This is a genomic window from Curtobacterium sp. VKM Ac-1376 (assembly GCF_015351025.1).
Taxonomy (GTDB): domain Bacteria; phylum Actinomycetota; class Actinomycetes; order Actinomycetales; family Microbacteriaceae; genus Curtobacterium.
In genome coordinates this window covers 358,179-381,763 of record NZ_JADKRV010000003.1, presented here as the reverse complement: position 1 = coordinate 381,763, position 23,585 = coordinate 358,179, and the positions used below count along the sequence as shown (strand labels likewise).

25 protein-coding genes, 1 tRNA gene and 1 pseudogene are annotated in these 23,585 nt (G+C 71.6%); 12 read left to right on the top strand and 15 right to left on the bottom strand.

Going from position 1 to position 23,585, the window contains the following annotated elements:
* Window positions 1-605: 605 nt before the first annotated feature.
* Window positions 606-677, bottom strand: a tRNA-Gln gene (locus ITJ56_RS06655).
* A 79-nt stretch (window positions 678-756) separates the two neighbouring features.
* Here ITJ56_RS06655 and ITJ56_RS06650 point away from each other — a divergent pair.
* Window positions 757-1,251, top strand: a complete 495-nt coding sequence (locus tag ITJ56_RS06650) for a MarR family winged helix-turn-helix transcriptional regulator (RefSeq protein WP_194628902.1) — start codon at window positions 757-759, stop codon at window positions 1,249-1,251.
* A gap of 57 nt (window positions 1,252-1,308) precedes the next feature.
* Here the strand turns inward: ITJ56_RS06650 and ITJ56_RS06645 are convergent, their stop codons facing one another.
* From ITJ56_RS06645 to glp, 9 genes and pseudogenes are all read right to left on the bottom strand, one after another.
* Window positions 1,309-2,688 carry an ABC-F family ATP-binding cassette domain-containing protein gene (locus ITJ56_RS06645; protein WP_416354755.1) on the bottom strand — a complete coding sequence of 460 codons (1,380 nt, stop codon included), beginning with the start codon at window positions 2,686-2,688 and terminating at the stop codon, window positions 1,309-1,311.
* 23 nt (window positions 2,689-2,711) lie between these two features.
* Window positions 2,712-3,126, bottom strand: a pseudogene (locus tag ITJ56_RS19110) (ATP-binding cassette domain-containing protein); the annotation flags it as partial.
* Between the two features lie 268 nt (window positions 3,127-3,394).
* A complete protein-coding gene (locus tag ITJ56_RS06640) occupies window positions 3,395-4,069 on the bottom strand; it encodes a hypothetical protein (RefSeq protein WP_194628898.1) in 675 nt (224 codons plus the stop codon).
* 2 nt (window positions 4,070-4,071) lie between these two features.
* Window positions 4,072-4,470: a PLDc N-terminal domain-containing protein gene (locus ITJ56_RS06635; protein WP_194628896.1), complete on the bottom strand. Its 399-nt coding sequence runs from the start codon at window positions 4,468-4,470 to the stop codon at window positions 4,072-4,074.
* Window positions 4,467-5,144, bottom strand: a complete 678-nt coding sequence (locus ITJ56_RS06630; RefSeq protein WP_194628894.1) for a hypothetical protein — start codon at window positions 5,142-5,144, stop codon at window positions 4,467-4,469. The genes ITJ56_RS06635 and ITJ56_RS06630 overlap by 4 nt, the downstream gene beginning before the upstream one ends.
* Window positions 5,141-5,524 carry a molybdenum cofactor biosynthesis protein MoaE gene (locus tag ITJ56_RS06625; protein ID WP_416354754.1) on the bottom strand — a complete coding sequence of 128 codons (384 nt, stop codon included), beginning with the start codon at window positions 5,522-5,524 and terminating at the stop codon, window positions 5,141-5,143. The genes ITJ56_RS06630 and ITJ56_RS06625 overlap by 4 nt, the downstream gene beginning before the upstream one ends.
* Window positions 5,525-5,577: 53 nt before the next feature.
* Entirely contained in the window at window positions 5,578-6,090 is a 513-nt protein-coding gene (locus tag ITJ56_RS06620) for a molybdopterin-binding protein (protein WP_194628890.1), read from the bottom strand.
* Window positions 6,087-6,590: a cyclic pyranopterin monophosphate synthase MoaC gene (moaC, locus tag ITJ56_RS06615; protein ID WP_194628888.1), complete on the bottom strand. Its 504-nt coding sequence runs from the start codon at window positions 6,588-6,590 to the stop codon at window positions 6,087-6,089. The genes ITJ56_RS06620 and moaC overlap by 4 nt, the downstream gene beginning before the upstream one ends.
* Window positions 6,587-7,849 (bottom strand): gephyrin-like molybdotransferase Glp, encoded by a 1,263-nt coding sequence (gene glp, locus ITJ56_RS06610; protein WP_323749739.1) that lies wholly within the window; start codon window positions 7,847-7,849, stop codon window positions 6,587-6,589. The genes moaC and glp overlap by 4 nt, the downstream gene beginning before the upstream one ends.
* 106 nt (window positions 7,850-7,955) lie before the next feature.
* Here glp and ITJ56_RS06605 point away from each other — a divergent pair, with 106 nt between their 5' ends.
* The 7 genes from ITJ56_RS06605 (at window position 7,956) to pgm (ending at window position 14,540) form a co-directional block, all read left to right on the top strand.
* Window positions 7,956-8,906, top strand: coding sequence for an MTAP family purine nucleoside phosphorylase (locus ITJ56_RS06605; RefSeq protein WP_194628885.1), 951 nt, complete (start codon window positions 7,956-7,958; stop codon window positions 8,904-8,906).
* The gene (locus ITJ56_RS06600; protein ID WP_194628883.1) at window positions 8,903-9,973 is read left to right on the top strand and encodes an NAD-dependent epimerase/dehydratase family protein; all 1,071 of its coding nucleotides are present in this window, start codon (window positions 8,903-8,905) and stop codon (window positions 9,971-9,973) included. The genes ITJ56_RS06605 and ITJ56_RS06600 overlap by 4 nt, the downstream gene beginning before the upstream one ends.
* A 365-nt stretch (window positions 9,974-10,338) precedes the next feature.
* A complete protein-coding gene (locus ITJ56_RS06595) occupies window positions 10,339-11,088 on the top strand; it encodes a glycosyltransferase family 2 protein (protein WP_194628881.1) in 750 nt (249 codons plus the stop codon).
* Window positions 11,085-11,750, top strand: a complete 666-nt coding sequence (locus ITJ56_RS06590; protein WP_194628879.1) for a TIGR04282 family arsenosugar biosynthesis glycosyltransferase — start codon at window positions 11,085-11,087, stop codon at window positions 11,748-11,750. The genes ITJ56_RS06595 and ITJ56_RS06590 overlap by 4 nt, the downstream gene beginning before the upstream one ends.
* Window positions 11,747-12,409, top strand: coding sequence for a class I SAM-dependent methyltransferase (locus tag ITJ56_RS06585; protein WP_194628877.1), 663 nt, complete (start codon window positions 11,747-11,749; stop codon window positions 12,407-12,409). Before ITJ56_RS06590 ends, ITJ56_RS06585 begins: the two co-directional genes overlap by 4 nt.
* Window positions 12,410-12,527: 118 nt before the next feature.
* On the top strand, window positions 12,528-12,773 hold the full coding sequence (locus tag ITJ56_RS06580) for a hypothetical protein (protein ID WP_194628875.1): 246 nt from the start codon (window positions 12,528-12,530) through the stop codon (window positions 12,771-12,773).
* Between the two features lie 147 nt (window positions 12,774-12,920).
* A complete protein-coding gene (gene pgm / locus ITJ56_RS06575) occupies window positions 12,921-14,540 on the top strand; it encodes a phosphoglucomutase (alpha-D-glucose-1,6-bisphosphate-dependent) (protein ID WP_194628873.1) in 1,620 nt (539 codons plus the stop codon).
* Window positions 14,541-14,606: 66 nt separating this feature from the next.
* Here the strand turns inward: pgm and ITJ56_RS06570 are convergent, their stop codons facing one another.
* A complete protein-coding gene (locus tag ITJ56_RS06570) occupies window positions 14,607-15,350 on the bottom strand; it encodes an alpha/beta hydrolase (protein WP_194628871.1) in 744 nt (247 codons plus the stop codon).
* Window positions 15,351-15,501: 151 nt separating this feature from the next.
* Between ITJ56_RS06570 and ITJ56_RS06565 the strand changes: the two genes are divergently transcribed.
* A complete protein-coding gene (locus ITJ56_RS06565) occupies window positions 15,502-17,955 on the top strand; it encodes an MDR family MFS transporter (protein WP_194628972.1) in 2,454 nt (817 codons plus the stop codon).
* 204 nt (window positions 17,956-18,159) lie between these two features.
* On the opposite strand, the gene ITJ56_RS06560 is transcribed toward ITJ56_RS06565, so the two are convergent.
* Window positions 18,160-19,053, bottom strand: a complete 894-nt coding sequence (locus ITJ56_RS06560; protein WP_194628869.1) for a DNA-methyltransferase — start codon at window positions 19,051-19,053, stop codon at window positions 18,160-18,162.
* Between the two features lie 56 nt (window positions 19,054-19,109).
* Between ITJ56_RS06560 and ITJ56_RS06555 the strand changes: the two genes are divergently transcribed.
* The gene (locus ITJ56_RS06555) at window positions 19,110-19,397 is read left to right on the top strand and encodes a GNAT family N-acetyltransferase (RefSeq protein WP_194628867.1); all 288 of its coding nucleotides are present in this window, start codon (window positions 19,110-19,112) and stop codon (window positions 19,395-19,397) included.
* Between the two features lie 39 nt (window positions 19,398-19,436).
* Here ITJ56_RS06555 and ITJ56_RS06550 read toward each other — a convergent pair whose 3' ends face one another.
* From ITJ56_RS06550 to ITJ56_RS06540, 3 genes are all read right to left on the bottom strand, one after another.
* Complete coding sequence (locus ITJ56_RS06550; RefSeq protein ID WP_194628865.1) at window positions 19,437-19,766, bottom strand: hypothetical protein; 330 nt, start codon at window positions 19,764-19,766, stop codon at window positions 19,437-19,439.
* Between the two features lie 165 nt (window positions 19,767-19,931).
* Window positions 19,932-20,981 carry a lipoate--protein ligase family protein gene (locus ITJ56_RS06545; protein ID WP_194628863.1) on the bottom strand — a complete coding sequence of 350 codons (1,050 nt, stop codon included), beginning with the start codon at window positions 20,979-20,981 and terminating at the stop codon, window positions 19,932-19,934.
* A 109-nt stretch (window positions 20,982-21,090) separates the two neighbouring features.
* Window positions 21,091-21,960, bottom strand: a complete 870-nt coding sequence (locus tag ITJ56_RS06540; protein ID WP_194628861.1) for an alpha/beta hydrolase — start codon at window positions 21,958-21,960, stop codon at window positions 21,091-21,093.
* Between the two features lie 87 nt (window positions 21,961-22,047).
* Between ITJ56_RS06540 and ITJ56_RS06535 the strand changes: the two genes are divergently transcribed.
* Window positions 22,048-23,199 carry an inorganic phosphate transporter gene (locus ITJ56_RS06535; RefSeq protein WP_194628860.1) on the top strand — a complete coding sequence of 384 codons (1,152 nt, stop codon included), beginning with the start codon at window positions 22,048-22,050 and terminating at the stop codon, window positions 23,197-23,199.
* 11 nt (window positions 23,200-23,210) lie between these two features.
* Window positions 23,211-23,480, top strand: coding sequence for a hypothetical protein (locus tag ITJ56_RS06530; RefSeq protein ID WP_194628858.1), 270 nt, complete (start codon window positions 23,211-23,213; stop codon window positions 23,478-23,480).
* Window positions 23,481-23,585 lie beyond the last annotated feature (105 nt).

Sequence of the window (23,585 nt, the reverse complement as noted above, 5' to 3'; positions counted from 1 at the left end):
CAGTTCGACGGTGAGGATTGGCCAACAGTCGTCGCGGTGGCAGGCCTGGACCGGATGTAGCTGACCTTCGTCGCCAGCAGGCTCTCACCGCTGTTCTGCGTGCTCTGCGCATCAGCGACGACCTCTGCGGCGCAAGCCCCGGGAAACGACCGTCCCGCCGCTAGGAGCGAGTGCAGAGCGCCCACCCTCGTGGATTGAAAGCCTCCATCAGACCCGGGGCGGAACACCAAGAACCGCAACCACTGGATGACGTACGCCAAGCAGAACCCGAACGCGCGGGTCGAGCAGCCGGATGCAACCGAAGCGGATTCCGAGCCTCCGGAGTACTACCTCATACCCATCGACGAGCTCCTGGACTAGGCGCCGTCGCTCGCTCCGAACTGAACAAACACTAACTTCGCTCGATAGCCGAGCCGATGCCCCCTGCCCGGGAATGGGTCAGGGGGCTTTCGTCGTTCACGGAACCGCTCACGCGCCAACGGTTCGGGCCCATTCAACGGTCAGCACAAGGTTCCGGGTAGTGCGCGGACCACGTCGGGCGGCTCCTGCACGCCTCACGAGAAAAAGACTGACCAGGAATCCCGCAAAGACCGAAGAGGCCCCCGCTCCGCCTCCAGGATTCGAACCCGGACCTAACGGCACCAAAGGCCGTCGTGCTGCCATTACACCAAGGCGGAACGCACCCGTGGGTGCTCGTCCATCTTCCCACGACCGACGAGGCTGGCCGTGCGCCCCGGGTTCGGCCAAGATGGAGGGATGCCGCCACAAGACGAGGTCGATCGCATCGTCGCGGCGTGGGGTCGTGAGCGTGCCGATCTCGACTTCGGGCCGCTCGAGGTCCTGTCCCGCGTGGACCGGCTTGCCCGGCACCTGGACCGCGCTCGGCGGACCGCGTTCGACGCGAGCGACATGGAGCCGTGGGAGTTCGACGTCCTGTCGGCCCTCCGGCGTGCGGGCGAACCGTACGAACTCAGCCCGAAGACGCTGCTGCAGCAGACCCTGGTCTCGAGCGGCACGATGACGAACCGGGTTGACCGGCTGGCGGCCCGCGGCTTCGTCGGACGACGCACCGACCCGAAGGACGGCCGCGGCATCCTCGTCGCACTGACGAACAGGGGCCGGGCGGCGGTCGACTCAGCGATCGCGGACCTGCTGGCGGCCGAGCGGGGCATCCTGTCCGGGGTCTCCGCCGATGAGCAGGGGCAGCTGTCCGGGCTGCTCCGCCGGCTCATCCTGGGCCTCGGGGACTGAGCCGCAGCGGCCGGAACCGGCGGCTGGTCCCCGGCCGACGACGGGTGACCGCCCGCCTCAGACCCCGAGCAGCTCCGCGACCTCGAGCCAGCGCTCCTCGAGCTGCTCGATCTCGGCCTCGTGCGCAGCGAGCTTCGCCTGCAGCTCCCCGAGCCCCGCGTAGTCGGACTGGTCGTGCGTCGCGAACTGGTCGAGCAGCTTCTTCCGATCAGCGCCGACCTTCGCGATCTTCCGGTCGAGGGCGGACATCTCCTTCTCGGCCGTGCGCCGGTCCGCACCGGTCAACCCGGACGCAGCCGCGGCCGACCCGCCGGACGCACCAGCAGCGGTGGACCCGGCCGCAGCACCGGCCGAGCCGGTCCCGCCGACGGTGTCGGGCCTCCCGGCAGACGCGGCGGCAGCCGCAGAAGCGGTCCCGCCACCGGTGCCGGCGGCACGCAGCCGCATGTACTCGTCGACGCCGCCTGGCAGGTGGCGCAGGTGCCCGCCGAGCACGGCGTACTGCTGGTCGGTGACGCGCTCGAGCAGGTACCGGTCGTGGCTCACGACGAGGAGCGTGCCGGGCCAGGTGTCGAGCAGGTCCTCCATGGCGGCGAGCATGTCGGTGTCGAGGTCGTTGGTGGGCTCGTCGAGGATGAGCACGTTCGGCTCGTCGAGCAGGATGAGCATGAGCTGCAGGCGGCGCTTCTGCCCGCCGGACAGGTCCTTCACCGGGGTGGAGAGTTGCTCCGCCGTGAAACCGAGCCGCTCGAGCAGCTGTGACGGCGACATCTCCTTGCCGTCGGCGACGTAGCTCGTCTTCTTGCGGGCCACGACCTCGCGCACCCGGTCGTCGGCGAACTGGTGCAGGTCGGCGAGCTGCTGGTCGAGCACCGCCACCTGGACCGTCTTGCCGGTCTTCACGCGACCGCTCGTCGGCTGGAGTCGACCGGACACCAGGTTGAGCAGCGTCGACTTGCCGGCTCCGTTCGGGCCGAGGATGCCGGTCCGCTCCCCCGGTGCGATGCGCCACTCGATGCGGTCGAGGATCTCGGTGCCGTCGAACGAGACGCTCACGTCGAGCAGGTCGACGACGTCCTTGCCGAGGCGTGCGGTCGCCGTCCTCGACAGGGCGACGGTGTCGCGGATCGGGGGGACGTCATCGATCAGGGCGTTCGCCGCGTCGATGCGGAACTTCGGCTTGCTCGTGCGCGCCGGGGCGCCGCGGCGGAGCCACGCGAGCTCCTTGCGGGCCAGGTTCTGACGCCGCTGCTCGCTCGAGGCGGCCTGCCGATCGCGCTCGACCCGCTGCAGGATGTACGCGGCGTAGCCGCCTTCGAAGGGGTCGACGACGCCGTCGTGGACCTCCCACGTGTCGGTCGACACGGCGTCGAGGAACCACCGGTCGTGGGTGACGACGACCAGGCCGCCCTGGTTCGACGACCAGCGGCGGTTGATGTGCTCGGCGAGCCACTGGATGCCCTCGACGTCCAGGTGGTTCGTCGGCTCGTCGAGGAACAGGACGTCCCAGTCGCCGACGAGCAGCCGCGCGAGTGCCACACGACGTCGCTGCCCACCGGACAGCTCGTCGACGCTGACGTCCCACGGGATGTCCGAGACCAGGCCGCCGATGATGTCGCGGATCTTCGGGTCCCCGGCCCACTCGTGCTCTTCGAGGTCGCCGACGACGGTGCTGCCGACGGTCGCGCCCTCGGGGAGGATGTCGCGCTGGTCCAGGTAGCCGATCGTCAGGCCGCGGCGGTGCGTGACGCGACCGCCGTCGGGTTCGAGGCGCTGGGACAGCAGGGCGAGGAGCGTCGACTTGCCGTCGCCGTTCCGGCCGACGACGCCGATCCGGTCACCCTCGTCGATGCCGATGGTGACGCTGTCGAACACGACTTTGGTGGGGAACTCGAGATGCAGGTTCTCGGCGCCGAGGAGATGAGCCACTCGTCAAGGGTAGGCGGCGCGGCGGGGTGGTGGGTGCGGGGCGGGTGGTTCGGGGCGGGTTGCTGGGCCCGTGCGGCCGGCTCTGGTCCACGGTGCGCGCTTGTTCGAGTCGTGCAAGGTTGCTCGCTCGGTGCGAGCCTGTAGCGGCGCACGGAGCGCGCAACCTCGCACCAGCCGACAGACCGCACACGGTGCGTCGGCCTGGAGGCCCGGCTCAGCTCGCCGGGGCCGGCTCGGCTCCGGCGCGGGGCTCGGTCTCCTGCAGGAACGCTCGCCACTGCTTCCGCTTGCTGACGGTCCAGAGCAGCATCGCGAGGAAGAACACGGTGAGGAGCGCGTACAGCAGCCCGAACAACGTCGCCCAGTTGAGCAGGAACTGCGCGAACGCGAACGGCGTCCATCCGAGGGCGAGCCAGAACGCCGATGTCGATTGACCGAGTCGACGGCCAGCGAGTGCGACGAGCGCGGTCCGGTGCTGTGGATCGGCGGGCTGCTGCCCACGAGCCATGCGCTCGATCCGTCGGCGGTCGGCACGGGGAAGCCCGAGCATCGGGTCGGAGAGCGCGCTCTGGAACTGTCCACCGCCCCGGACGATTGCGGTGACCCAGCAGACCGGTCCCGCGATCATGAGCGGGAGGATGACGAAGAACGTCCAGTCCGGCAGGTCGGCACCGGCCTGCGGCAGGTCCAACCGGGGCAGGTAGGCGGCGCCGAGCCATCCGGCAGTGGCTGCTGCGACCACGGCCACGCCGATCACGATGATCCGCCGGAGCATCGAACGGCGGACACGGGGACCGGCTGGCGCCCCTGCGAGACGGTCCTCGACCTGCTGCCAGGTCTCGTCCGAGACCGTGGCGGCGGGCGCGTGCTGCGCATCCGGAACGGACACGGTCAGCTCACGGGGGCGGCGTCGCCCTCGCCCGCGGCGTCCTTCGCACGCTTCAGGCGGGCCTGCGCCTCCCAGTACTCGATCTCGCGCTCCAGCTCGGCCAGTTCCTGCTCGGTACCGGTCACGCGCTTCTCCCCATGGGCGCTGCGGGCATCGCCGAGGGTGGCGTACCGGTCCTCGTGGCGGGTGGGCTCGATGTACCGGCCGTGGTTCCGTTCACCCGGAGTCCAGTCGTGGCCGATGGCGAACCAGACGATGCTGCCGACGACGGGGACCAGGATCACGAGGATCACCCACGCGATCTTCGGCAGGCCGCGGACCTGGTCGTCCGTCTTGGTCAGGATGTCGATCAGGGCGAAGACCAGCAGGACGACGGTGATCCCGGACAGCAAGACGCTCATGTTCGCGATTCTATGGATCCGCTTGGAGTCTGACCATTCCCCGAACGAGCGTCGCGGTTGCGAAGGTGCACAGGGTGGGCATCAAGGTACCGGCGGGCGAGCACGATGGACCGTGCCGTCAAGGCGAACTGCCCCGCGGCCGCGATGCCGCCTGCCAGGTAGACGGGCCAGAGCGTGAAGCCGGAGAACGCGACCGCCGCCCACACGACGACGAGCCCCATGGTCAGCTGGAGCCCGGTGCCGTCGGCGAGTTCGACGGCTCGAGCCCGCACGATCGCCAGCCGGTCGGCGGGGGCAGCACGCCGCCCGGTCGCAGCCGAGGTCACTGCGCGCTGCTCGCGTTGCTGCAACGGCGCGAGCACCGGCGCAGGACGAGCTGCCGCGCCGTTCCGTTTCCGGCGGATGCCCACCTGGACCGGTTCACTGAGACCGGCCACGAAACCCAGCGCAGCGACCACGGCCGAGAGCGTGAAGCGCGCGTCGGAGCCGGCGGGCAGGACGATCGCCCCGCCGCCGAGCACCACCAACACCAGCACGATCGCCAGGACGAACCAACGGACCTGCAGGACAGCACCCGGGGACTGCACCGAGACGGCGCGAGCGCGTTCCTCGGACTCGGTCCACCGGAGGTCCACCACCGTCGGTTCGGCGTTCGTCGGTTCGGCCGCGGTCACAGCGCCGCCACCCACTCGTCCGTGCCGTCGGTGAACCGCTGGTGCTTCCAGATCGGCACGCGCTCCTTCACCAGGTCGACCAGCGCACCGCAGGCGGCGAACGCCTGCGCCCGGTGCGACGACGACACCGCGGCGGCGAGCGCGACGTCCCCGATGCCGAGCGCCCCGACGCGGTGCAGCACGGCGATCCGCACGTCGGGGTGTTCCGCGGCAACGGCGCGGGCGACCTCGGCGATGACCGCTCCGGCGCTCGGGTGCCGCTCGTAGTCGAGCGCGCTGACGCCCTTGCCGCCGTCGTGATCACGGACGATGCCGGCGAAGGTCACCACGGCACCGTCCCGGTCGGTGGCCACCACGGCCGAGACCTCGTCGACGCTGATGTCCCGGTCGACGACGTCGGCGAGCGCGACCCGGGCGTCCGCCTGCGCGCCGGTCACGATGCGCTCCGGGGGGCGTGTCCCTCGCCGTGCACCTGCGCGAGCACGTGGTCGACCAGCCCGTGGAGCACGGCGAGCCCGTCGGCCACGCCGCCCCGCGAGCCGGGCAGCGTGAGGAGCAGGCACCCGCCGTTGGTCACGCCGGCGACGCCGCGGCTGAGCAGTGCGGTCGGCCCGGCGCCCGCGAGCCCGCGTCGGCGGATCTCCTCGGTGATGCCGGGCAGCTCGAGGTCGATGAGGGAGGCCACTGCCTCTGGCGTCCGGTCGGTCGGGGTGACCCCGGTGCCGCCCGTGGTGATGACGACCCGGGCCCCGACGAGGAGTTCCGCGGTGACGGTCTCGGTGATCGCGCCGCCGTCGGGGACGATGATCGGGTCGCTCACGGTGAACTCCCGTTCGCGCAGCCACTCGGCGATGACCGGCCCGGTGCGGTCGAGGGCGGGGTCGGCGGCGGCCTGGGTCGACACCACGACGACGGCGGCCCGGCCCCTCGTCGGCTCGGCGGTCATCGGTTGCTCCAGTCCCCGGAGCGCCCGCCGTGCTTCTCGAGCACCCGGACGTCCGTGATCACGGCCGCGCGGTCGACGGCCTTCACCATGTCGTACACCGTCAGGGCGGCGACGCTCGCCCCGGTCAGGGCCTCCATCTCCACGCCGGTGCGCGAGGTCGTGCGGACCGAGACCTCGATCAGCACGCGGTCGTCGGCGCCGCTGATGTCGACCTGCACGCCCGCGATCGGCAGCGGGTGGCAGAGCGGGATGAGGTCGGAGGTCTTCTTCACCGCCATGATGGCTGCGATACGGGCGGTGCCGACGACCTCGCCCTTGGGCAGGGACCCGTCGAGGATCCTCGCGACGACGTCGGGTCGGGTGACGACGGTGGCGGTGGCGGTGGCGGAACGGTCCGTGACGTCCTTCGCGGAGACGTCGACCATGTGCGCGGTGCCGTCCGCGCGGACGTGCGACAGCTGGTCGGGCTGGGAGGGGTCGGACACGGGGTGCTCGGTCATCGGAGGCTCCAGACGGTCAGGGGGTCGCCGGGTTCGACGGTGTCGACGCCCACCGGGACGTGCACCAGGTGGGTGGCGGCGGCGTAGTGGACGAGCAGGTGCGAGCTCGGCCCGCCGACGAAGTGCACGGCTCCGTCCTGCACTCGGCCACGGCGCACCTGGTGCTTCCCCACGGGCGACACGGCGGACGACGACGCCGGCAGCACCTGGGTGGGACGGTCTGCCGGCAGCCCGACTGCGGCGGCCAGCACCGGCCGCAGGAACACCTCGAACGAGACGAGCGCCGAGACGGGGTTGCCGGGGAAGGAGATGACCGGCACCGAGCGGTCAGCACCGCCGCCGGCTCCGAACACGACGCTGCCGAACGCCTGCGGCCCACCAGGTTGCATCGCGACCGACGTCACCGCGAGCCCGCTGGGTTCGAGCGCCTGCCGCACGACCTCGTACGCCCCGGCGCTGATGCCCCCGGTGGTGAGCACGAGGTCGGCCCAGTCCCCCACGGCGTGGTCGAGCGCGCGGTCGAAGGCCTCGAGGTCGTCGGCAACCCGGACGATCCGGGCGTCCGCTCCGACGTCGGCCAGGGCTGCCCGCAGGGCGATGCCGTTCGCGTCGCCGATCGTCGCCGCAGTGGTGTCCGCGCCCTGCAGCTCGGAGCCGGTCGACACGACGAGCACCCGCAGCGGGCGGACGACCTGCACGGTCGACACCCCCGCGGACGCCAGGGCTCCGAGCAGCGCCGGTGTGAGCGGAGTGCCAGCCGGGGCGAGTTCGGCGCCCGCCGCCAGGTCACTGCCCGCACCCCGGACGAAGGTGCCCGCGGTCAGGTCCTCCGGCACCGTCACCCGTGTCAGGTCGAGCGCCGCGGGGAACGCCCCCGGCACGGTGGTCTCGACCGGGAACACCGCGTCGGCGCCGTCCGGGATCCGTGCGCCGGTCATGATCGGTGCGGCCGTGGCGGGTTCGAGCGGCTCGGGCACGACGCCGGCCGGGATCGGCGCCACGACCCGGACCTGCTGCCCGGCGTCGGCGGCCCGCACGGCGAACCCGTCCATCTGGCTGTTGTCGAAGGGCGGCAGCGGCACCGGCGACACAACGGCCGCCGCGAGCACGCGGTGTCCGCGCGCAGGCCCGTCACCGCCGGCGCCGCTGCCGCCACCACCAGCGAGCTCGTCGATGCCCCACCGTTCTGCGCCGAGACCCGCCACCACCGGCGCGAGGAGCGCCGCCAGGTCGTCGCGGTGCTGACCGATCGTTCGCACAGATGCCTCCGAACAGGGGTTGGCGGCGCCGCTCCGGGTTCGCCCGGTGGCGCCGTCAGTAGCGTATCCAGCGCGCAGCCCGCGCCGACGACCAACCGGAGGACCCGTGGAGAACGACGAAGCCGTGACGATCGGTGTCATCGGAGGCTCCGGCCTCTACCAGCTGTTCGAGGCGGGCACCGCCGATGAACTCGACGTCCCGACCCCGTTCGGCCCGACGTCGAGCCCGATCAGCATCGGCACGATGGCCGGTCGACGGGTCGCGTTCCTGACCCGCCACGGCCGCGAGCACTCCGTCGCCCCGCACCGCATCAACCACCGGGCGAACGTCTGGGCGCTCCGCTCGCTCGGCGTCCGCGCGATCGTGTCCTCGAGCGCCGTCGGCGGCCTGCACCCCGACTACGCCCCTGGGACCTTCGTCGTCACCGACCAGCTCATCGACCGCACCTGGGGTCGCGCCGACACGTTCTTCGAGGACGACGTCCAGCACCTGTCGTTCGCCGATCCGTTCGACCCGACGCTCCGACGCGCGGCGATCGAGGCCGTCTCCGGGCTCGACGTGCCGTTCCGTCCGACCGGCACGTGCGTCGTCATCCAGGGGCCCCGGTTCTCCACCCGCGCCGAGTCCGTCTGGCTCCGCCAGGCCGGAGGCCACACCGTCAACATGACGATGACCCCGGAGGTCCCGCTCGCCGCTGAGCTCGGCATCGCGACCGTCAACCTGTCGTTCGTCACCGACGCCGACGCCGGCCTGGCCCCGACCGAGGACGAAGCCGCAGCCGCAGCCGCAGCCGCAGCCAGCGGCCCCGACGTCGACGACGCCGGAGCCGTCGTCACCCACGCCCTCGTCATGGAGCGCCTCGCCCGCGCCAACGAGGTCATCGTCCGCGCCATCGGCGAGATCGTCGCCGCGATCCCCGCCGACTTCACCCCGCGCGAGCTCGTCCCCACCAGCGCGAGCGCCAGCATCATGCAGGCCCAGTCCACAGGCGCCACCGCGGGCGCCACCGCCATGCAGGCCCAGCCCGCCACCTCGACCGCGGGCGCCACCGCATGAGCCGCCTCCTCGTCACCGGCGGCGCCGGCTTCATCGGCTCCGCGATCGTCCGCCGCGCCCTGGCCGACGGCCACGAGGTCCGTGTCCTCGACTCCCTCCGCGACGACGTGCACGGCGACCCCGCCGAGGTCGTCCACGCCCACCAGCAGCAGGGCATCGCGTTCGTGCACGGCGACGTCCGCGACCGGGTCGCCCTCGACGCCGCGCTCGACGGCATCGACGTCGTCTGCCACCAGGCCGCGAAGGTCGGCCTCGGCGTCGACTTCCAGGACGCCCCCGACTACGTCTCGTCGAACGACGCCGGCACCGCCCACGTCCTCGCCGGCATGGACCGGCACGACATCGGCCGGCTCGTCGTCGCCAGCTCGATGGTCGTCTACGGCGAGGGCGCGTACACGACCGCCTCCGGCGAATCCGTCCGTCCGCCGGCCCGCCGCCGCGAGGACCTCGACGCCGGCCGCTTCGACCCCATCGGCCCGGACGGGCAGCCCCTGCTGCCCGGCCTGATCGACGAGTCCGCCGCACTCGACCCCCGCAACGTGTACGCGCAGACGAAGGTCGCCCAGGAGCACCTCGCCTCGAGCTGGGCCCGCGCCACCGATGGCCGTGTGATCGCGCTCCGCTACCACAACGTCTACGGACCCGGCATGCCCGCGAACACCCCCTACGCCGGTGTCGCGTCACTGTTCCGCTCGGCGCTGGCCCGCGGCGAGGCGCCCCGCGTCTTCGAGGACGGCGCTCAGCGTCGCGACTTCGTGCACGTCGACGACGTCGCCGGCGCGAACGCCGCCTCGATCGCCGCGACCGCCGACCTGCCGTCGGACTCGTTCCGCACGTACAACGTCGGCTCCGGCACCGTGCACACGATCGGCGACATGGCCGCGGCGATCGCCGGACCCGACGGCCCGCAGCCGGTCGTCACGGGCGAGTACCGCCTGGGCGACGTCCGCCACGTCACGGCGAGTTCCGCCCGCATCGCCGATGAGCTCGGCTGGCACGCCGAGGTCGACTTCGCGGCCGGCATGCGCGACTTCGCGACGGCCCCGCTCCGGAGCGCCGTCCGGTAGCCCCACTTCGTGCGCGACGCACGAGACGCACGCACCCGCCGGACGGGAGGCCCGTGGCGGCCCCGCCCCGAGCCTCCCGTCCGCAGTCCCCGCCCCCACGGCCCCGCAGGACGCCGTCGTGTCGGCAACGCACCCCCTGGTGCGTGAGACGCCGCCGCATTCGGCGGCGTCTCGACGACACGACGGCGTCTTGCGACACCCAGAACGCACGACACGCGCGCACCTGTCCCCCGTTCTGGGGGCCGGACGCGCGCCGAATGCGCTGGACGGCCAGGACCCGCGCCTTTCCTGTACCCCGCGGGGTGTCGTCGTGTTGTGTCGAGGGCATGCCAGGACAGACCCGTCGATCCGACCGACCGCACCGAATGACGGACATGACTGTCGACGTGATCCTGCCGTGCCTCGACGAGGCGGACGCGCTGCCGAAGGTCATCGGGCGCCTCCCGACGGGCTACCGGGCGATCGTCGTCGACAACGGATCGACCGACGGCTCGGCCGACGTCGCCCGCGCGCACGGCGCACTCGTGGTGACCGAACCGGTCAAGGGCTTCGGCTCGGCCTGTGCTGCCGGAGTCGCCGCCGCGACCGCGGACTTCGTCGCCTTCTGCGACGCCGACGCGTCGATGGACCCCGCTGAGCTCCCTCCGCTCGTCGACCGGGTGGCCAGCGGCCGCGTCGACCTGGCACTCGGCCGCCGCGTCCCGACCGGACGGGGCGCCTGGGCGCCGCACGCGCACTTCGCGAACCGCGTGCTCGCCGTGCTCATGCGCCGGGCGACCGGCTACCGCCTGCGCGACCTCGGCCCGATGCGCGTGATGCGCCGCGAGGACCTCGTGTCCCTGGACCTCCGCGACCGTCGCAGCGGCTACCCGCTCGAGATGGTGCTCGCCGCCCACGCCGCGGGCTGGCGCGTCGACGAATCCGACATCGGGTACGCGCAGCGCATCGGCGACAGCAAGGTCACCGGCACGCTCCGCGGCACCGTCAACGCGGTGCGGGACATGTCGCGCCTGCTGCGTGCGTACCGCCGGGAGGCCCGTGTCCGGGTCGTCGCACCGGGGCCGCTCCGCCACGCGGCCGAGTCTGCCCCCGTCACCGAGGAGGCCCGCGCGTGACCGTCGAGACCGCCGCCCCGGATGCCGCACCGACTCCCGCGGTCACCGTCGCCGTCGTGGCGAAGGAGTGCCTGCCCGGCAGGGTGAAGACCCGGCTGACGCCGGCGCTCTCTCCCGAGGGCGCCGCCCGCGTGGCGTCCGCGAGCCTCGCCGACACACTGTCGACCGTCCGCGCGCTCCCCGCGGCCCGCCGGGTCCTGTTCTTCGACGGCGACGTCGTGCCGGCGTCGGCCGAGGGGTTCGAGGTACTGCACCAGCCCGGTGGCGGCCTCGACGAGCGCCTCGGGTTCCTGTTCGACGCCGTTGACGGCCCGCTGCTGCTCGTCGGTATGGACACCCCGCAGGTGTCCGCCGCGGACCTCACCCCGGTGTTCGACGACACCGCCCGCGACGCGTGGTTCGGCCCGGCCGAGGACGGCGGCTTCTGGTCGCTGTACCTTCGAGAGCCCACCGGCGGCCTGCTGCGCGGCGTGCCGATGTCGCGCGACGACACCGGCGCGGTCCAGCTCGCACGACTGCGGGACGCCGGCCTCGACGTGGGCGTGCTCGGCGAGCTGCTCGACGTCGACACGATCCCCGACGCCGAACGGGTCGCCGACCTCGCGCCCGACTCCGACTTCAGCCGAGCACTCCGTGCCGAGACCGTGGGGAGCACCCGATGACCATGCACGCACCCGTCTCCTTCGGTGCCGGCGGCGGCGAGCCCTACGCCCGGGCACTCCGCACCGACGGCCACCTGCGCCTGACCGACCCCGACCGCCCCGACGCCGTCACCACGATGGATGTCGGCCGCTGGAGTGCCGCCGCCGACCGCGTCGACCGCTCGCTGCTCGACGACGTCGACGGCGGAGTGATCGACATCGGCTGCGGTCCGGGCCGGATGCTCGTCGCCGCACGCTCCCGGGGCATCCCCGCGCTCGGCGTGGACGTCTCCGCCGAGGCCGTCGCGATCGCCGAGCGCGCTGGCGGCACCGCCCTGCAGGGTTCCGTGTTCGACGCGGTCCCCGACGAGGGCCACTGGGACACCGCGCTGGTCATCGACGGGAACATCGGCATCGGCGGCGACCCGACCGCATTGCTCGAGCGCTGCGGGACGATCGTCAGGACCGGGGGCCGGGTCGTCGTCGAGACGAATCCCGACCGCCAGGCCGACCGTGTCTACACCGCCCGCGTGGTGGACGCGGACGGCAACGAGAGCGCCGGGTTCCCGTGGGCCGAGGTCGGCCTCGACGCGCTGCACCGGTACGCCGCCGATGCCGGCCTCGTGGCGCGGCAGAGCTGGACCGCCGGTGGACGGAGCTTCTGCGAGCTCCTCGCCTGATGCAGCTTTGTTTTGCATCATGCAAGACAAGGGCGTAGAGTAGGGGTCATCAAGCCGACGGCGTCGCGGTCGCCGGCTCGGTGACCGGCGGACCTCGGCACGACGACGAGGAGCACCCATGCAGAACCGTCAGAACCCCCTGGGCGGCGCCTACGTGACCGGCCTCGAAGCACGCGACGAGCTCGGCGCCTACGCGGTCGAGGCCGCCTGGCGTCCGATCGGCACCTACACGGGCACCGGGACCGACCGGGTCCTCGGTCGATTCGTCGACACGCAGTTCCGGCGCCCCGGCAGCGCGACGTCCTCGACGCGCACCGTGACCGGCTCGATCCGCACGGCGACGGGTTCGTTCCGCACCGCCTGAGGCACCTGCCTCCCACCAGACCGCGAGCGGTCGTCCACCCCGGGGGTCCCCCCGCAACCCGGGTCGGGCGGCCGCTCGCTCACGTTCCCCCGGGACCACGGGTCGTTTCCCCGAACGCGCCAGGGCAGCCGATGCCAGGATGGACGCATGAACGACCGCGCCGGCACCCCAGCGACCGCAGACGACCTCGTCGACCTCGACGAGCTCCTCGCCGCCTACCACGACCGAGTGCCCGACGTCTCGATCCCCGAGCAGAAGGTCGTCTTCGGCACGTCGGGGCACCGCGGTTCGTCACTCGACTCTGCCTTCAACGACACCCACATCGCCGCGATCACCCAGGCGATCGTCGAGTACCGGCGCTCACAGGGCACCGACGGTCCGCTCTTCATCGGCCGCGACACCCACGCGCTCTCGGCCCCCGCCGAGCAGACCGCGCTCCAGGTCCTGGCGGCGAACGGGGTCCGGGTGCTCGCCGACAGCGACGACGGCTTCGTGCCGACGCCCGCGCTGAGCCACGCGATCATCCGCTACAACCGCGCCGGCAACCCGGACACGGCCGACGGCATCGTCATCACGCCGAGCCACAACCCGCCCCGCGACGGCGGCTTCAAGTACAACCCGCCGCACGGCGGCCCGGCTGACAGCGACGCCACCAGCTGGATCGCGAACCGGGCGAACGCGATCATCGAGGGTGGCAACGCCGAGGTGCAGCGGACCGAGGACGCCGAGCCCGACCGCTACGACTTCCTGCACAACTACGTCGAGGACCTCGAGAACATCATCGACATCGCGGCGATCAAGCGCGCCGGGGTCAAGATCGGTGCCGACCCGCTCGGCGGGGCCTCGCTGCCGTACTGGAACGCCATCCGCGACCACTACGACCTCGAGCTCACCGTCGTGAACCCCGAGGTCGACCCCACGTGGGCGTTCATGACGCTCGACTGGGACGGCAAGATCCGGATGGACCCGTCGAGCCCCTCTGCGATGGCATCGGTCCTCGCCCGCAAGGACGACTTCGACGTCCTCACCGGCAACGATGCCGACTCCGACCGGCACGGCATCGTCACGCCCGATGGCGGGCTGATGAACCCGAACCACTACCTCGCCGTCGCGATCGAGTACCTCTACGCGCACCGCCCCCAGTGGCGCGAGGACGCCGCGATCGGCAAGACCCTCGTGTCGTCGAGCATCATCGACCGCGTCGCCGAATCACTCGGCCGTCGCCTCTGGGAGGTCCCGGTCGGCTTCAAGTGGTTCGTCCCGGGCCTGATCGACGGCTCGGTGGCGTTCGGTGGCGAGGAGTCCGCGGGAGCGTCCTTCCTGCGCACGGACGGCACCGCCTGGACCACCGACAAGGACGGCATCATCCTGGCCCTCCTGGCGTCCGAGATCATCGCCGTCACCGGCAAGACCCCCTCGCAGCTGTACAGCGAACTGACCCTGCGCTTCGGCGCCCCGGTCTACCAGCGCGTGGATGCTGCGGCGTCGAAGGAGCAGAAGGCTCGCCTCGGCAAGCTCGACGGGGACGCCATCACGGCCGAGACCCTGGCCGGCGACCCGATCACCGCGAAGCTGTCGGAGGCCCCCGGCAACGACGCCGCCGTCGGCGGCGTCAAGGTCGTCACCGACAAGGCGTGGTTCGCGGCTCGCCCGTCCGGCACCGAGGACGTCTACAAGATCTACGCCGAGAGCTTCGTCGGGCAGGAGCACCTCGAGCAGGTGCAGCGCGAGGCCAAGGAGATCGTGGACGCCGCTCTGGGCGCGTAGCGATCCCTCCGGCACGCCCGTCACCCTGGTCCCGGACCGAGAACCGCACGGGAGGCACAGCTCGCCTCAGTCGGTGAGCACGCGCTGGTACCGCAGCCAGTTCTCGCAGAGCCGCGTCCACTGGGACGTGTGCGGCTCGGTCACCGCGGTGCCGAGCCCGTGGCGACCGTGCGGGAACACGTGGACCTCGACATCGACCTCGTTCCGGACCAGGGCGTCGGCGTACGACAGGGCGTTCGAAGCGCGGACGATCCGGTCGTCGGCCGTCGTCCAGACGAAGGTCGGCGGGGTGCGGCCGTCGACCCGAGTCTCCATCGACAGCTCACGGCGCTGCCGCCAGGTCGGGGCGTCGCCGAGCAGCCCGACGAGCGGACGCGCCCGGGTGGGGTGCTCCATCGTGACGACGGGGTAGCTGAGCACGCAGAACGCCGGTCGGTCGAGCGCGGGGTCGTCGATGCCGTTCGCCAGCGACGCCGCGAGGTGTCCTCCCGCGCTCGACCCGGCGACGCCGACCCGGTCGACGTCGATCGCGAGCCCCGTGTCCTCCGTTGCCTCGCCCGAGCGCAACCAGGCGAAGACCCGGCGGGTGGCGTCGACCGGGGCCGGGTGCAGCGGGCCGACCGTTCCGGGTGCTCGGAGCGGGTACCGGAACAGGAACGCGTGCAGGCCGGCCGCGGCGAACCACTCGGCCATCGGCTCGGAGCTCGCACGGCCGTGCTCCTCGTACCCTCCGCCGGGCAGGACGATCACCGCAGGACGGGAACCGCCGCGGGAGCTCGGGCGTACCGTGATGCCGTCGGGCGTGCGCATGGCGCCGACCCTACTGTTCCGGAGCGGATCGCTGCCGATCCGCACAGGAAGCCCGTCGGGTGCGGACGAGCACCACGCGGCAGATATAACTTTGCAGGCAGCGCAAATTTCTTCGTTCTGCCAGCGCATCGGTACCCGGGAGACCCTGCTCATGACCCAGACGGCGACCGCACCCGCGGCCCCCACCACGGCGTCCAACGTCGTGATGACGCACCGACAGATCCTGTTGGTCATCTACGGCCTGATGGCCGGCATGTTCCTCGGCGCCCTCGACCAGACCATCGTCGGCACCGCGATCCGGACCATCGGCGACGACCTGCACGGCCTCGACCAGCAGGCGTGGGTCACGACCGGGTACCTCATCGCCTCGACGGTGACGACCCCGATCTACGGCAAGCTCTCCGACATCTTCGGGCGGCGCCCGCTCTTCATCACCGCGATCGGCATCTTCATCGCCGGGTCGTTCGCGGCCTCGTTCTCGGACTCGATGCTCATGCTCGCCGGGTTCCGCGCGCTGCAGGGCCTGGGCGCCGGTGGCCTGATGTCCCTGCCGCTGGCGATCATGGGCGACATGCTCGCCCCGCGCGAGCGGGCGAAGTACCAGGGCTACTTCCTGGCGGTCTTCGGCATCTCGTCCGTCATCGGGCCGCTCGTCGGCGGCGTCTTCGCCGGAGCGGACCAGCTGCTGTTCATCGCAGGTTGGCGCTGGGTGTTCCTGATCAACGTGCCGATCGGCGTCATCGCGCTGTTCATGGTGCTGACGTTCCTGCACCTGCCGAAGTTCGGCGACCGCGGCAAGCCCCGCATCGACTGGTGGGGCGCGACCCTGGTCATCGTCACCCTCGTGCCGCTGCTGCTCATCGCCGAGCAGGGCCGCGAGTGGGGCTGGGACTCCCCCGCCGCCTTCGCCTGCTACGGCATCGGCGCCGCCGGGTTCATCGCGTTCATCCTCGTCGAGCGGGCGATGGGCGACGACGCGATCCTGCCGATGAAGCTGTTCGGCTCGCGGGTGTTCTCGATGTCCGCCATCCTGTCCGTGCTCGTCGGCTTCGGCATGTTCGGCGCGATGCTGACGATCCCGCTCTACCTGCAGATCGTGAAGGGCGTCACCCCGACGGAGTCCGGGTTCGCGATGCTCCCGATGGTGCTCGGGCTGATGATCTCGTCGATCGCCTCCGGTCAGATCATCTCGCGGACCGGCAACTACCAGGTCTTCCCGGTCACCGGCACCGCGTTCACGGCGATCGGCTTCACCGTCCTGACGTTCCTGACCGCCGACCGGCCGCTCTGGTTCCTGATGACCGGCATGTTCCTGATCGGTCTCGGGCTCGGACAGCTCATGCAGACGCTGACCCTCGCCGCGCAGAACTCGGTCTCGCCGCGGGACATCGGCGTCGCCACGAGTGCCGCGACGTTCTTCCGGCAGATCGGCGGCACCATGGGCACCGCAGTCCTGCTCTCCGTCCTGTTCACCCTGATGCCGACGAACATCACCGCAGCGATGCAGAACGAGTCCGACCTGAAGAGCGCCCTGAACGCCGCCCTCACCCCGTCGGTCGCGAAGGACCCGTCGAACAAGGGCGTGATGGACGAGATCTGGACGAAGATCGTCGACCCGGTCAAGGACAACGTGCAGGACGGCCTCGACCAGGGCGCCGCGCAGGCGAAGGAGGCCGCCGACACTGCCGTGACCAAGCAGGTGACGGCCGCCGTGCAGCAGCAGGTCGCCGCGGGCACGGTCCCGGCCGCAGCGGCCGACACGATCATCGCCCAGCAGGTCGACGACGCGGAACCCGCAGCAGAGCAGCAGGCACTCGAGACGGCGGCCACGAAGGCGAACGCCTCGGTCGTCGACGGGAAGCTGCAGATCGACTACTCGGACAAGGCACAGCGGGAGGACGTCGTCGATCAGGTCGCGCCGACGTTGATCAAGCAGCTCAAGAGCGGGGACTCGAAGGCGAACTCCTCCACCGACTCGGCGACGAGCGACACCTCGTTCCTGAACGGCGCAGACCCCCGCCTCAGCCGCCCGTTCCTGGTCGGGTTCAGCAACTCAGCCGTCCGTGTGTACTGGGTCGGCCTCGCGGTGATCCTGCTCGCGTTCGTGCTGACGTGGTTCTTCCGGGTGCCGCCGCTGCGCAAGACCTCGGCGCTGCAGGAGCAGGCCGACGCCGCTCGCACGGCGGCCGGCGCTGGGTCCGACGGGAGCGCCGCGGCAGCCGCTGGCGCCGCCGCGCCGGGTGCCGGGCCGGTGCCGACCGTGCCCGCCTCACCGGGCGTGCCGACCTCGCCGGACGTGTCGCCGCAGCCTCAGTCCGCCCGGACCGCCGGAGCGTCGGAGGTCTCGGTGTTGCCGATCGGGGCAGACGACACCCGCGCTCCGCTGCCGAACGCCACCACGCACGGTGCGCACTCGGCGGCTGCGCCGGTGGACGAGCCCCCGACGACGACCGGTGCCATCCGGACCCGGGCTGCCCACGCCGCCCCGGTCGTGGACCCGGACGCCCCGGTGTCCGGAGCCGACGCGTCGGAGGCGAGCCGGGCCTCCCGGCCGGACGCTGGCGACGCGCACGCGCACGCACACGGGCGGCACTCCGCCGAGTAGTCGGCGCAGGCACTGGCAGTCGGTGCGTGTGCATCTTCCGACGATCCACGCGTCGAACGACTCGTGGATCGTCGAAGCATGCACCCGCATCGTGTGCGTGGGTATCTTCCGACAGAACGCGCGTCGATCACCTCGTGAAACGTCGCACGATGCACCCGTATGCACCACGCGCCCCGGCCGCCCCGGCCGCCGCGGCCGCTCGCCTCAGACCGCCGGCGCCGCGTCCCCCGCCGCCGACCCCGCCCCGGCTTCCGCCACCTCGAATGACGCCCCCGGCAGCCGCTTCCGCATCACGTCGATCGCCGCCGGGTTGTCGTCCACCAGCACGTACCGCCGCCCCAGCGCATGCGCGACCGCCCCCGTGGTCCCGCTGCCGGCGAAGAAGTCGAGCACCCAATCCCCTTCGCGCGAGGACGCCTGCACGATCCGCCGCAGCACCCCCTCGGGCTTCTGCGTGGGGTAGCCGGTCTTCTCGCGGCCGGTCGGCGAGACGATCGTGTGCCACCAGACGTCGGTGGGCAGCTTGCCGCGCTCCCGCTTCTCGGGGGTGACGAGCCCGGGCGCCATGTACGGCTCGCGGTCGACGGCCCCGGAGTCGAACCAGTACCGCGACGGGTCCTTCACGTAGACCAGGATCGTGTCGTGCTTCGTCGGCCAGCGCGTCTTCGACTTGGCGCCGAAGTCGTAGGCCCAGACGATCTCGTTCAGGAACGACTCGCGACCGAACAGCGCGTCGAGCAGCACCTTGGCGTAGTGCGACTCGCGGTAGTCCAGGTGCAGGTACAGCGTGCCGTCGGCGGCGAGTAGGCGCCAGGCCTCGATGAGGCGGGGCTCGAGGAACGACCAGTAGTCCTCGAACCGGTCGTCGAAGCGCATCAGGTCGCCACGGACCCGCTCGTAGGTCCGGCCGTGGAACCCCATCACGGGCCCGTCGGCCTTGGGAACGGCGGAGGTCGCGTGCCGTCGCTGGTACCGGCCCGTGTTGAACGGCGGGTCGAGGTACACCAGCGTGAACGAGCCGTCCGGGTAGGCGGGGACCACGTCGAGGGCGTCGCCGAGGACGACGCGGTCCGGGCCTCGGTCGTCTCCCCTGCGCACGGGGTCCATTGTGACGCACGGAGCGGACACCCAGGACGCGGCGTACCGTCGTTCGCATGGCAGCACCCGAGGTCCGCAACGACACCGACAAGCAGCAGTACTCCCTGGTCGAGGACGGCGAGGTCATCGGCTTCGCGGCGTACGAGATCGACGGCGACGAGATCCGCTTCGTCCACACCGAGGTCGAACCGGCACACCGCGGTGGCGGGCATGCGTCGATCCTCGTGCAGCACGCACTCGACGACGTCCGCTCCGGATCGTCGCGGCGTGTGGTCGCGCAGTGCAGCTACGTGCGCGCATGGATCGAGCAGCACCCGGACTACCAGGAGCTCACGACGCGCTGACGCGAGCCTCGCGCTGACGCGCGGCGACCGAGCAGCTGCTCAGTACGAGCGGTCGTGGGTCCCGGCACGCGCCTCGTGCCGACCGGCGCTCCGCACCGTCGGCACCTTGATGAGCACGTTCCCGCTGAGCAGGTCGTGGTCGTCGTCCGCCGGTGACGGGGCCTGTTTCGGGAGGCGCGACTGTCGTTCGTACTCGGCCTGCGTCTCGTGCCGGGTCGGCGCGAACACCTCGTCCAGCATCCCGCCCATGCCTCCGGATCCGCCGCTCCGCTGGGACTTGTTCGACAGGTCGATCCACCCCAAGCGATCGGCGATCCACACCACAGCGGCCACGGCGGCCACCGCCCCCAGGAAGATCAACCAGTTCACGGCAGCGACGCTACGTGGACGACGCGACGAGCGGATCAGCCGCGCGGGGGATTCTCATCATCCACACGTCTGGTTCATGAGGTCGGGGCTCAGACTCGGACACGCGGCGACCGGAGCGTCCCCCCTCTGCTCCGGTCGCCGCCCACCGAGCGTCGTGCGCGCCGCTCACGGCACCCGCTCGATCCACTCCCTCGTCGCGAACTTCGTCCGCACCAGCTCCTGCGCCCGCTCGCGCTCAGCCTCGGTCACGTGCCCCTCGGTCGCCCCGTAGAGCTTCGTGAACGTGGAAATCAAGCGCTCGATGATCTCGGCGCGGGACAGCCCCGTCTGCGAACGCAGCGGGTCGACGCGCTTCGCAGCGCTCGTGGTGCCCTTGTCGCTCATCTTCTCGCGGCCGATCCGCAGGACCTGGACCATCTTCTCGCCGTCCATGTCGTAGCTCATGGTGGCGTGGTGCAGCAGGGACCCGGTGCCGAGGCGCTTCTGTGCGGCCCCGCCGATCTTGCCCTTCGTCGAGGTGATGTCGTTGAGCGGCTGGTAGTACGCCTCGATGCCGAGCGACTTGAGGGCCTCGATCACCCACTCGTCCAGGAACGCGTACGAGTCGGCGAAGGTCATGCCCTGCACCAGGTCGGACGGCACGTACAGCGAGTACGAGATGACCGCACCCGCGTCCATGAACATCGCGCCGCCGCCGGAGATCCGCCGGACCACCTGTACGCCGTACTTCTCGGCGCCGGCGGGGTCGACCTCGTTCTTCAGCGACTGGAACGAGCCGATCACGACGGCCGGCTGGTCCCACTCCCAGATGCGCAGCGTCGGGCCGCGGCGACCGGCACCGACCTCTTCCGTGAGCACCTGGTCGAGGGCGAGGTGCTCGTTCGGGCTGATCGGCCCCTCGTGCACGATCTGCCAGTCGTGGTCGCGCCAGGTCGAGGCCCGTGACAGTGCGCGGCGCACCGCGACGCCGACGGCCTCTGGCGTGAAGCCGAGCAGCACGGCGTCCGCGGGCAGCGCCGTCCGGACTGCGGCGGCGATGCCCGCCGCGTCGGTGGTCGCGGGGAGCCCGTTCACGGCCGCGTCGATGAGCGGCAGCGCGTCGTCGGGTTCCAGGAAGAAGTCACCCGCCAGGCGGAACTGCTCGATCGTGCCGTCGACGACCTCGAGGTCGACGACGACCAACTTGCCTCCGGGGACCTTGTACTCACCGTGCATGCCGCAACCCTATTCCGGACGACCGACGAGGCGGACGGGAGGCCCGTGGCGGTGCCGCCACGGGCCTCCCGTCCGTCACCGGTCCTGTCCCAGGACCCGGCGAGCGCCGTCAGCGCGCCGTCACCCGATCCAGCCACGCGACCAGGTCGGCGACGACCTCGTCGCGGTTCGTCTCGTTGTAGATCTCGTGCCGAGCGCCCTCGTAGACCTGCACGGTCACGTCGGACAGCCGGCCCCGCCGCCGGTAGGCCTGCGCCAGCCGCTCGATCGAGCGCGGCCCGCCGAGCGCGTCGTCGGACCCGACCTGCAGCAGCATCGGCAGGTCGTGCGGGATCCCCCGGCGCGGCACCCCGAGCAGCCGGAGGGTGTCGGCGAGCCCGAACAGTCCGATGACGTCGGCCTCGACAGCCAGGGGGTCGAGGGCCATCGCGTCGATGATCTTCCGGTCGCGGGTGAGCCACTCGTACTTCGTCGGCCCCGAGCCCGCGTGCCGCGCGTTGAGGTCACCGCTGTTCATCCAGCCGGGCAGCCGGAAGGCGCTCGCGGACAGGACGACCCCGTCGTAGGACTCCGACGACGTGTTCACGATGCGCTGCGCCATGAGCGACCCCCACGAGTGCCCGAGCAGGACCAGCGGCACGCCCGGGGTGTCGGCGCGGGCGACGGCGCTCATCTGCTCCACGGCCGCGATCGCCGCACGCAGCCCGCCGGGGCCGAGCCGGCCGAGCTTGGCGTGGTCGCCGTTCCACTGCGCCAGGCCGGTGCGTCCGTGGCCGCGGTGGTCGTTCGCGTGCACCGTGTACCCGGCCCGCACCAGGTCCTGCGCCAGGGGCTCGTACCGCAGCCCGTGTTCGCCGACGCCGTGGGCGATCTGCACGACACCCTTCGGCCGTGCCGCTCGCCAGGTCGAGTAGACGATCTCGACGCCGTGCGCGTCGGTGAACGAGGCATCGCCTCGAGCGGCGGAAAAAGTCGGCACACCCGAATCTTCGCAGACGGGCATCTTCCCGGACCTGTTCATCCGGCGTTCACGCAGGCGGTTCCGAGCGGGCCTACCGTCCTGCGCATGGACGTCATCGTCATCGTCGCGCTGGTGATCGTGGTGGCCCTCGTGTTCGACTTCACGAACGGGTTCCACGACACCGCGAACGCCATGGCCACGTCGGTCGCCACCGGGGCGCTCAAGCCCCGGACCGCCGTGCTCATCTCCGCCGTCCTCAACGTGGTCGGCGCGTTCCTGTCCACGGAGGTCGCCAAGACCGTCTCGCAGGGCATCATCCGCGAGGGCCAGGACGGCGTCCACATCTCCCCCACCATGATCTTCGCGGGCCTGGTCGGCGCGGTGCTCTGGAACCTCGCCACCTGGTACCTCGGACTGCCGTCGTCCTCCACGCACGCGCTGTTCGGCGGGCTCATCGGTGCCTCGATCATCGGCGCCGGCCTGAACTCGATCAGCTGGGCGACGGTGGTGTCGAAGGTCGTGCTGCCGGCGCTCCTCTCCCCGCTCATCGCCGGGGTGATCGCGCTCGTGGCGACGTACCTGGCGTACGTGCTCACGAAGAACGCGACGACGCACGGTGCGGCGACCGGCTTCCGGCACGGGCAGACGATCTCCGCGTCGCTCGTGTCGCTCGCGCACGGCACGAACGACGCGCAGAAGACCATGGGTGTCATCACGCTGACCCTCATCGCCGCGAACTACCAGGCGGCCGACACCGGTCCCGAGCTCTGGGTGATCCTGGCCTGCGGGTTGGCGATCGGCCTCGGCACCTACATGGGCGGCTGGCGGATCATGCAGACCGTCGGCAAGAAGATCTCCGACGTGCAGTCGCCGCAGGGCTTCGCCGCCGAGACGAGCTCCGCGGCGACGATCCTCATCTCCTCGCACCTGGGCTTCGCGCTCTCGACGACCCACGTGACGAGCGGCGCCGTCGTCGGATCGGGCCTCGGCAAGAAGCTCGCCGACGTGCACTGGAAGGTCGTCGGACGCATCGTCGTCGCGTGGGTGATCACGCTGCCCGCCGCCGCGGTGGTCGGGGCGCTCGCGACCTGGCTCGCGTCGACGTCGGCGATCGGCCTGGTGCTCGTGGCGGTCCTCGCCCTGGCCGGCGGGCTCACTTTCTACTTCCTCGCCAAGCGCCGACCGATCTCGCACGAGGACATCACGACCGAGTCGACCGAGCAGGCCGAGCCGCAGCCGGCCGGCACGACGAACTGAGGGGAACGACGATGGAGATCGACTTCACCGCCATCGCGACGGTCGCGGGCGTCGGGTTCGTGGCCGCCGTGGGCATCGTGCTGGTCTACACCCTCGGCCTGCGGCTGCTCGGCACGGGCCAGCCGGACGACGCCGGCGGCGAGCGCACGCAGTACTCCGAGGAGACGCCGCGGTCCGGGCACACCCCGCCGGCTGCCCTGGCCGGTGCCGTCCTGTGCTTCGCGCTGTGCATCGCCGCCGTGCTGGCCGGCATCTGGTTGACGATCCCCCAGTTCCACTGAGGGCGTTCCTTCCCAGAACGCCGGCGATGGCTGGTCGAATCGGGCGTACCTGGTCAGAAGTTCCGACCAGGTACGCCCGATTCGACCCGGTACGCCCGGAACCGC

Excerpts from the sequence above, each read along its gene's own strand:
- ITJ56_RS06635 (WP_194628896.1), bottom strand. The coding sequence starts at position 4,470 with ATGAGCGTCTTGCTGTCCGGGATCACCGTCGTCCTGCTGGTCTTCGCC.
- ITJ56_RS06620 (WP_194628890.1), bottom strand. The coding sequence starts at position 6,090 with ATGACCGCCGAGCCGACGAGGGGCCGGGCCGCCGTCGTCGTGGTGTCG.
- ITJ56_RS06555 (WP_194628867.1), top strand. The coding sequence starts at position 19,110 with ATGGCAGCACCCGAGGTCCGCAACGACACCGACAAGCAGCAGTACTCC.
- ITJ56_RS06650 (WP_194628902.1), top strand. The coding sequence starts at position 757 with ATGCCGCCACAAGACGAGGTCGATCGCATCGTCGCGGCGTGGGGTCGT.
- ITJ56_RS06600 (WP_194628883.1), top strand. The coding sequence starts at position 8,903 with ATGAGCCGCCTCCTCGTCACCGGCGGCGCCGGCTTCATCGGCTCCGCG.
- ITJ56_RS06535 (WP_194628860.1), top strand. The coding sequence starts at position 22,048 with ATGGACGTCATCGTCATCGTCGCGCTGGTGATCGTGGTGGCCCTCGTG.
- ITJ56_RS06595 (WP_194628881.1), top strand. The coding sequence starts at position 10,339 with ATGACGGACATGACTGTCGACGTGATCCTGCCGTGCCTCGACGAGGCG.
- ITJ56_RS06565 (WP_194628972.1), top strand. The coding sequence starts at position 15,502 with ATGACCCAGACGGCGACCGCACCCGCGGCCCCCACCACGGCGTCCAAC.
- ITJ56_RS06585 (WP_194628877.1), top strand. The coding sequence starts at position 11,747 with ATGACCATGCACGCACCCGTCTCCTTCGGTGCCGGCGGCGGCGAGCCC.
- ITJ56_RS06545 (WP_194628863.1), bottom strand. The coding sequence starts at position 20,981 with ATGCACGGTGAGTACAAGGTCCCCGGAGGCAAGTTGGTCGTCGTCGAC.
- ITJ56_RS06530 (WP_194628858.1), top strand. The coding sequence starts at position 23,211 with ATGGAGATCGACTTCACCGCCATCGCGACGGTCGCGGGCGTCGGGTTC.
- ITJ56_RS06580 (WP_194628875.1), top strand. The coding sequence starts at position 12,528 with ATGCAGAACCGTCAGAACCCCCTGGGCGGCGCCTACGTGACCGGCCTC.
- pgm (WP_194628873.1), top strand. The coding sequence starts at position 12,921 with ATGAACGACCGCGCCGGCACCCCAGCGACCGCAGACGACCTCGTCGAC.
- ITJ56_RS06570 (WP_194628871.1), bottom strand. The coding sequence starts at position 15,350 with ATGCGCACGCCCGACGGCATCACGGTACGCCCGAGCTCCCGCGGCGGT.
- moaC (WP_194628888.1), bottom strand. The coding sequence starts at position 6,590 with ATGACCGAGCACCCCGTGTCCGACCCCTCCCAGCCCGACCAGCTGTCG.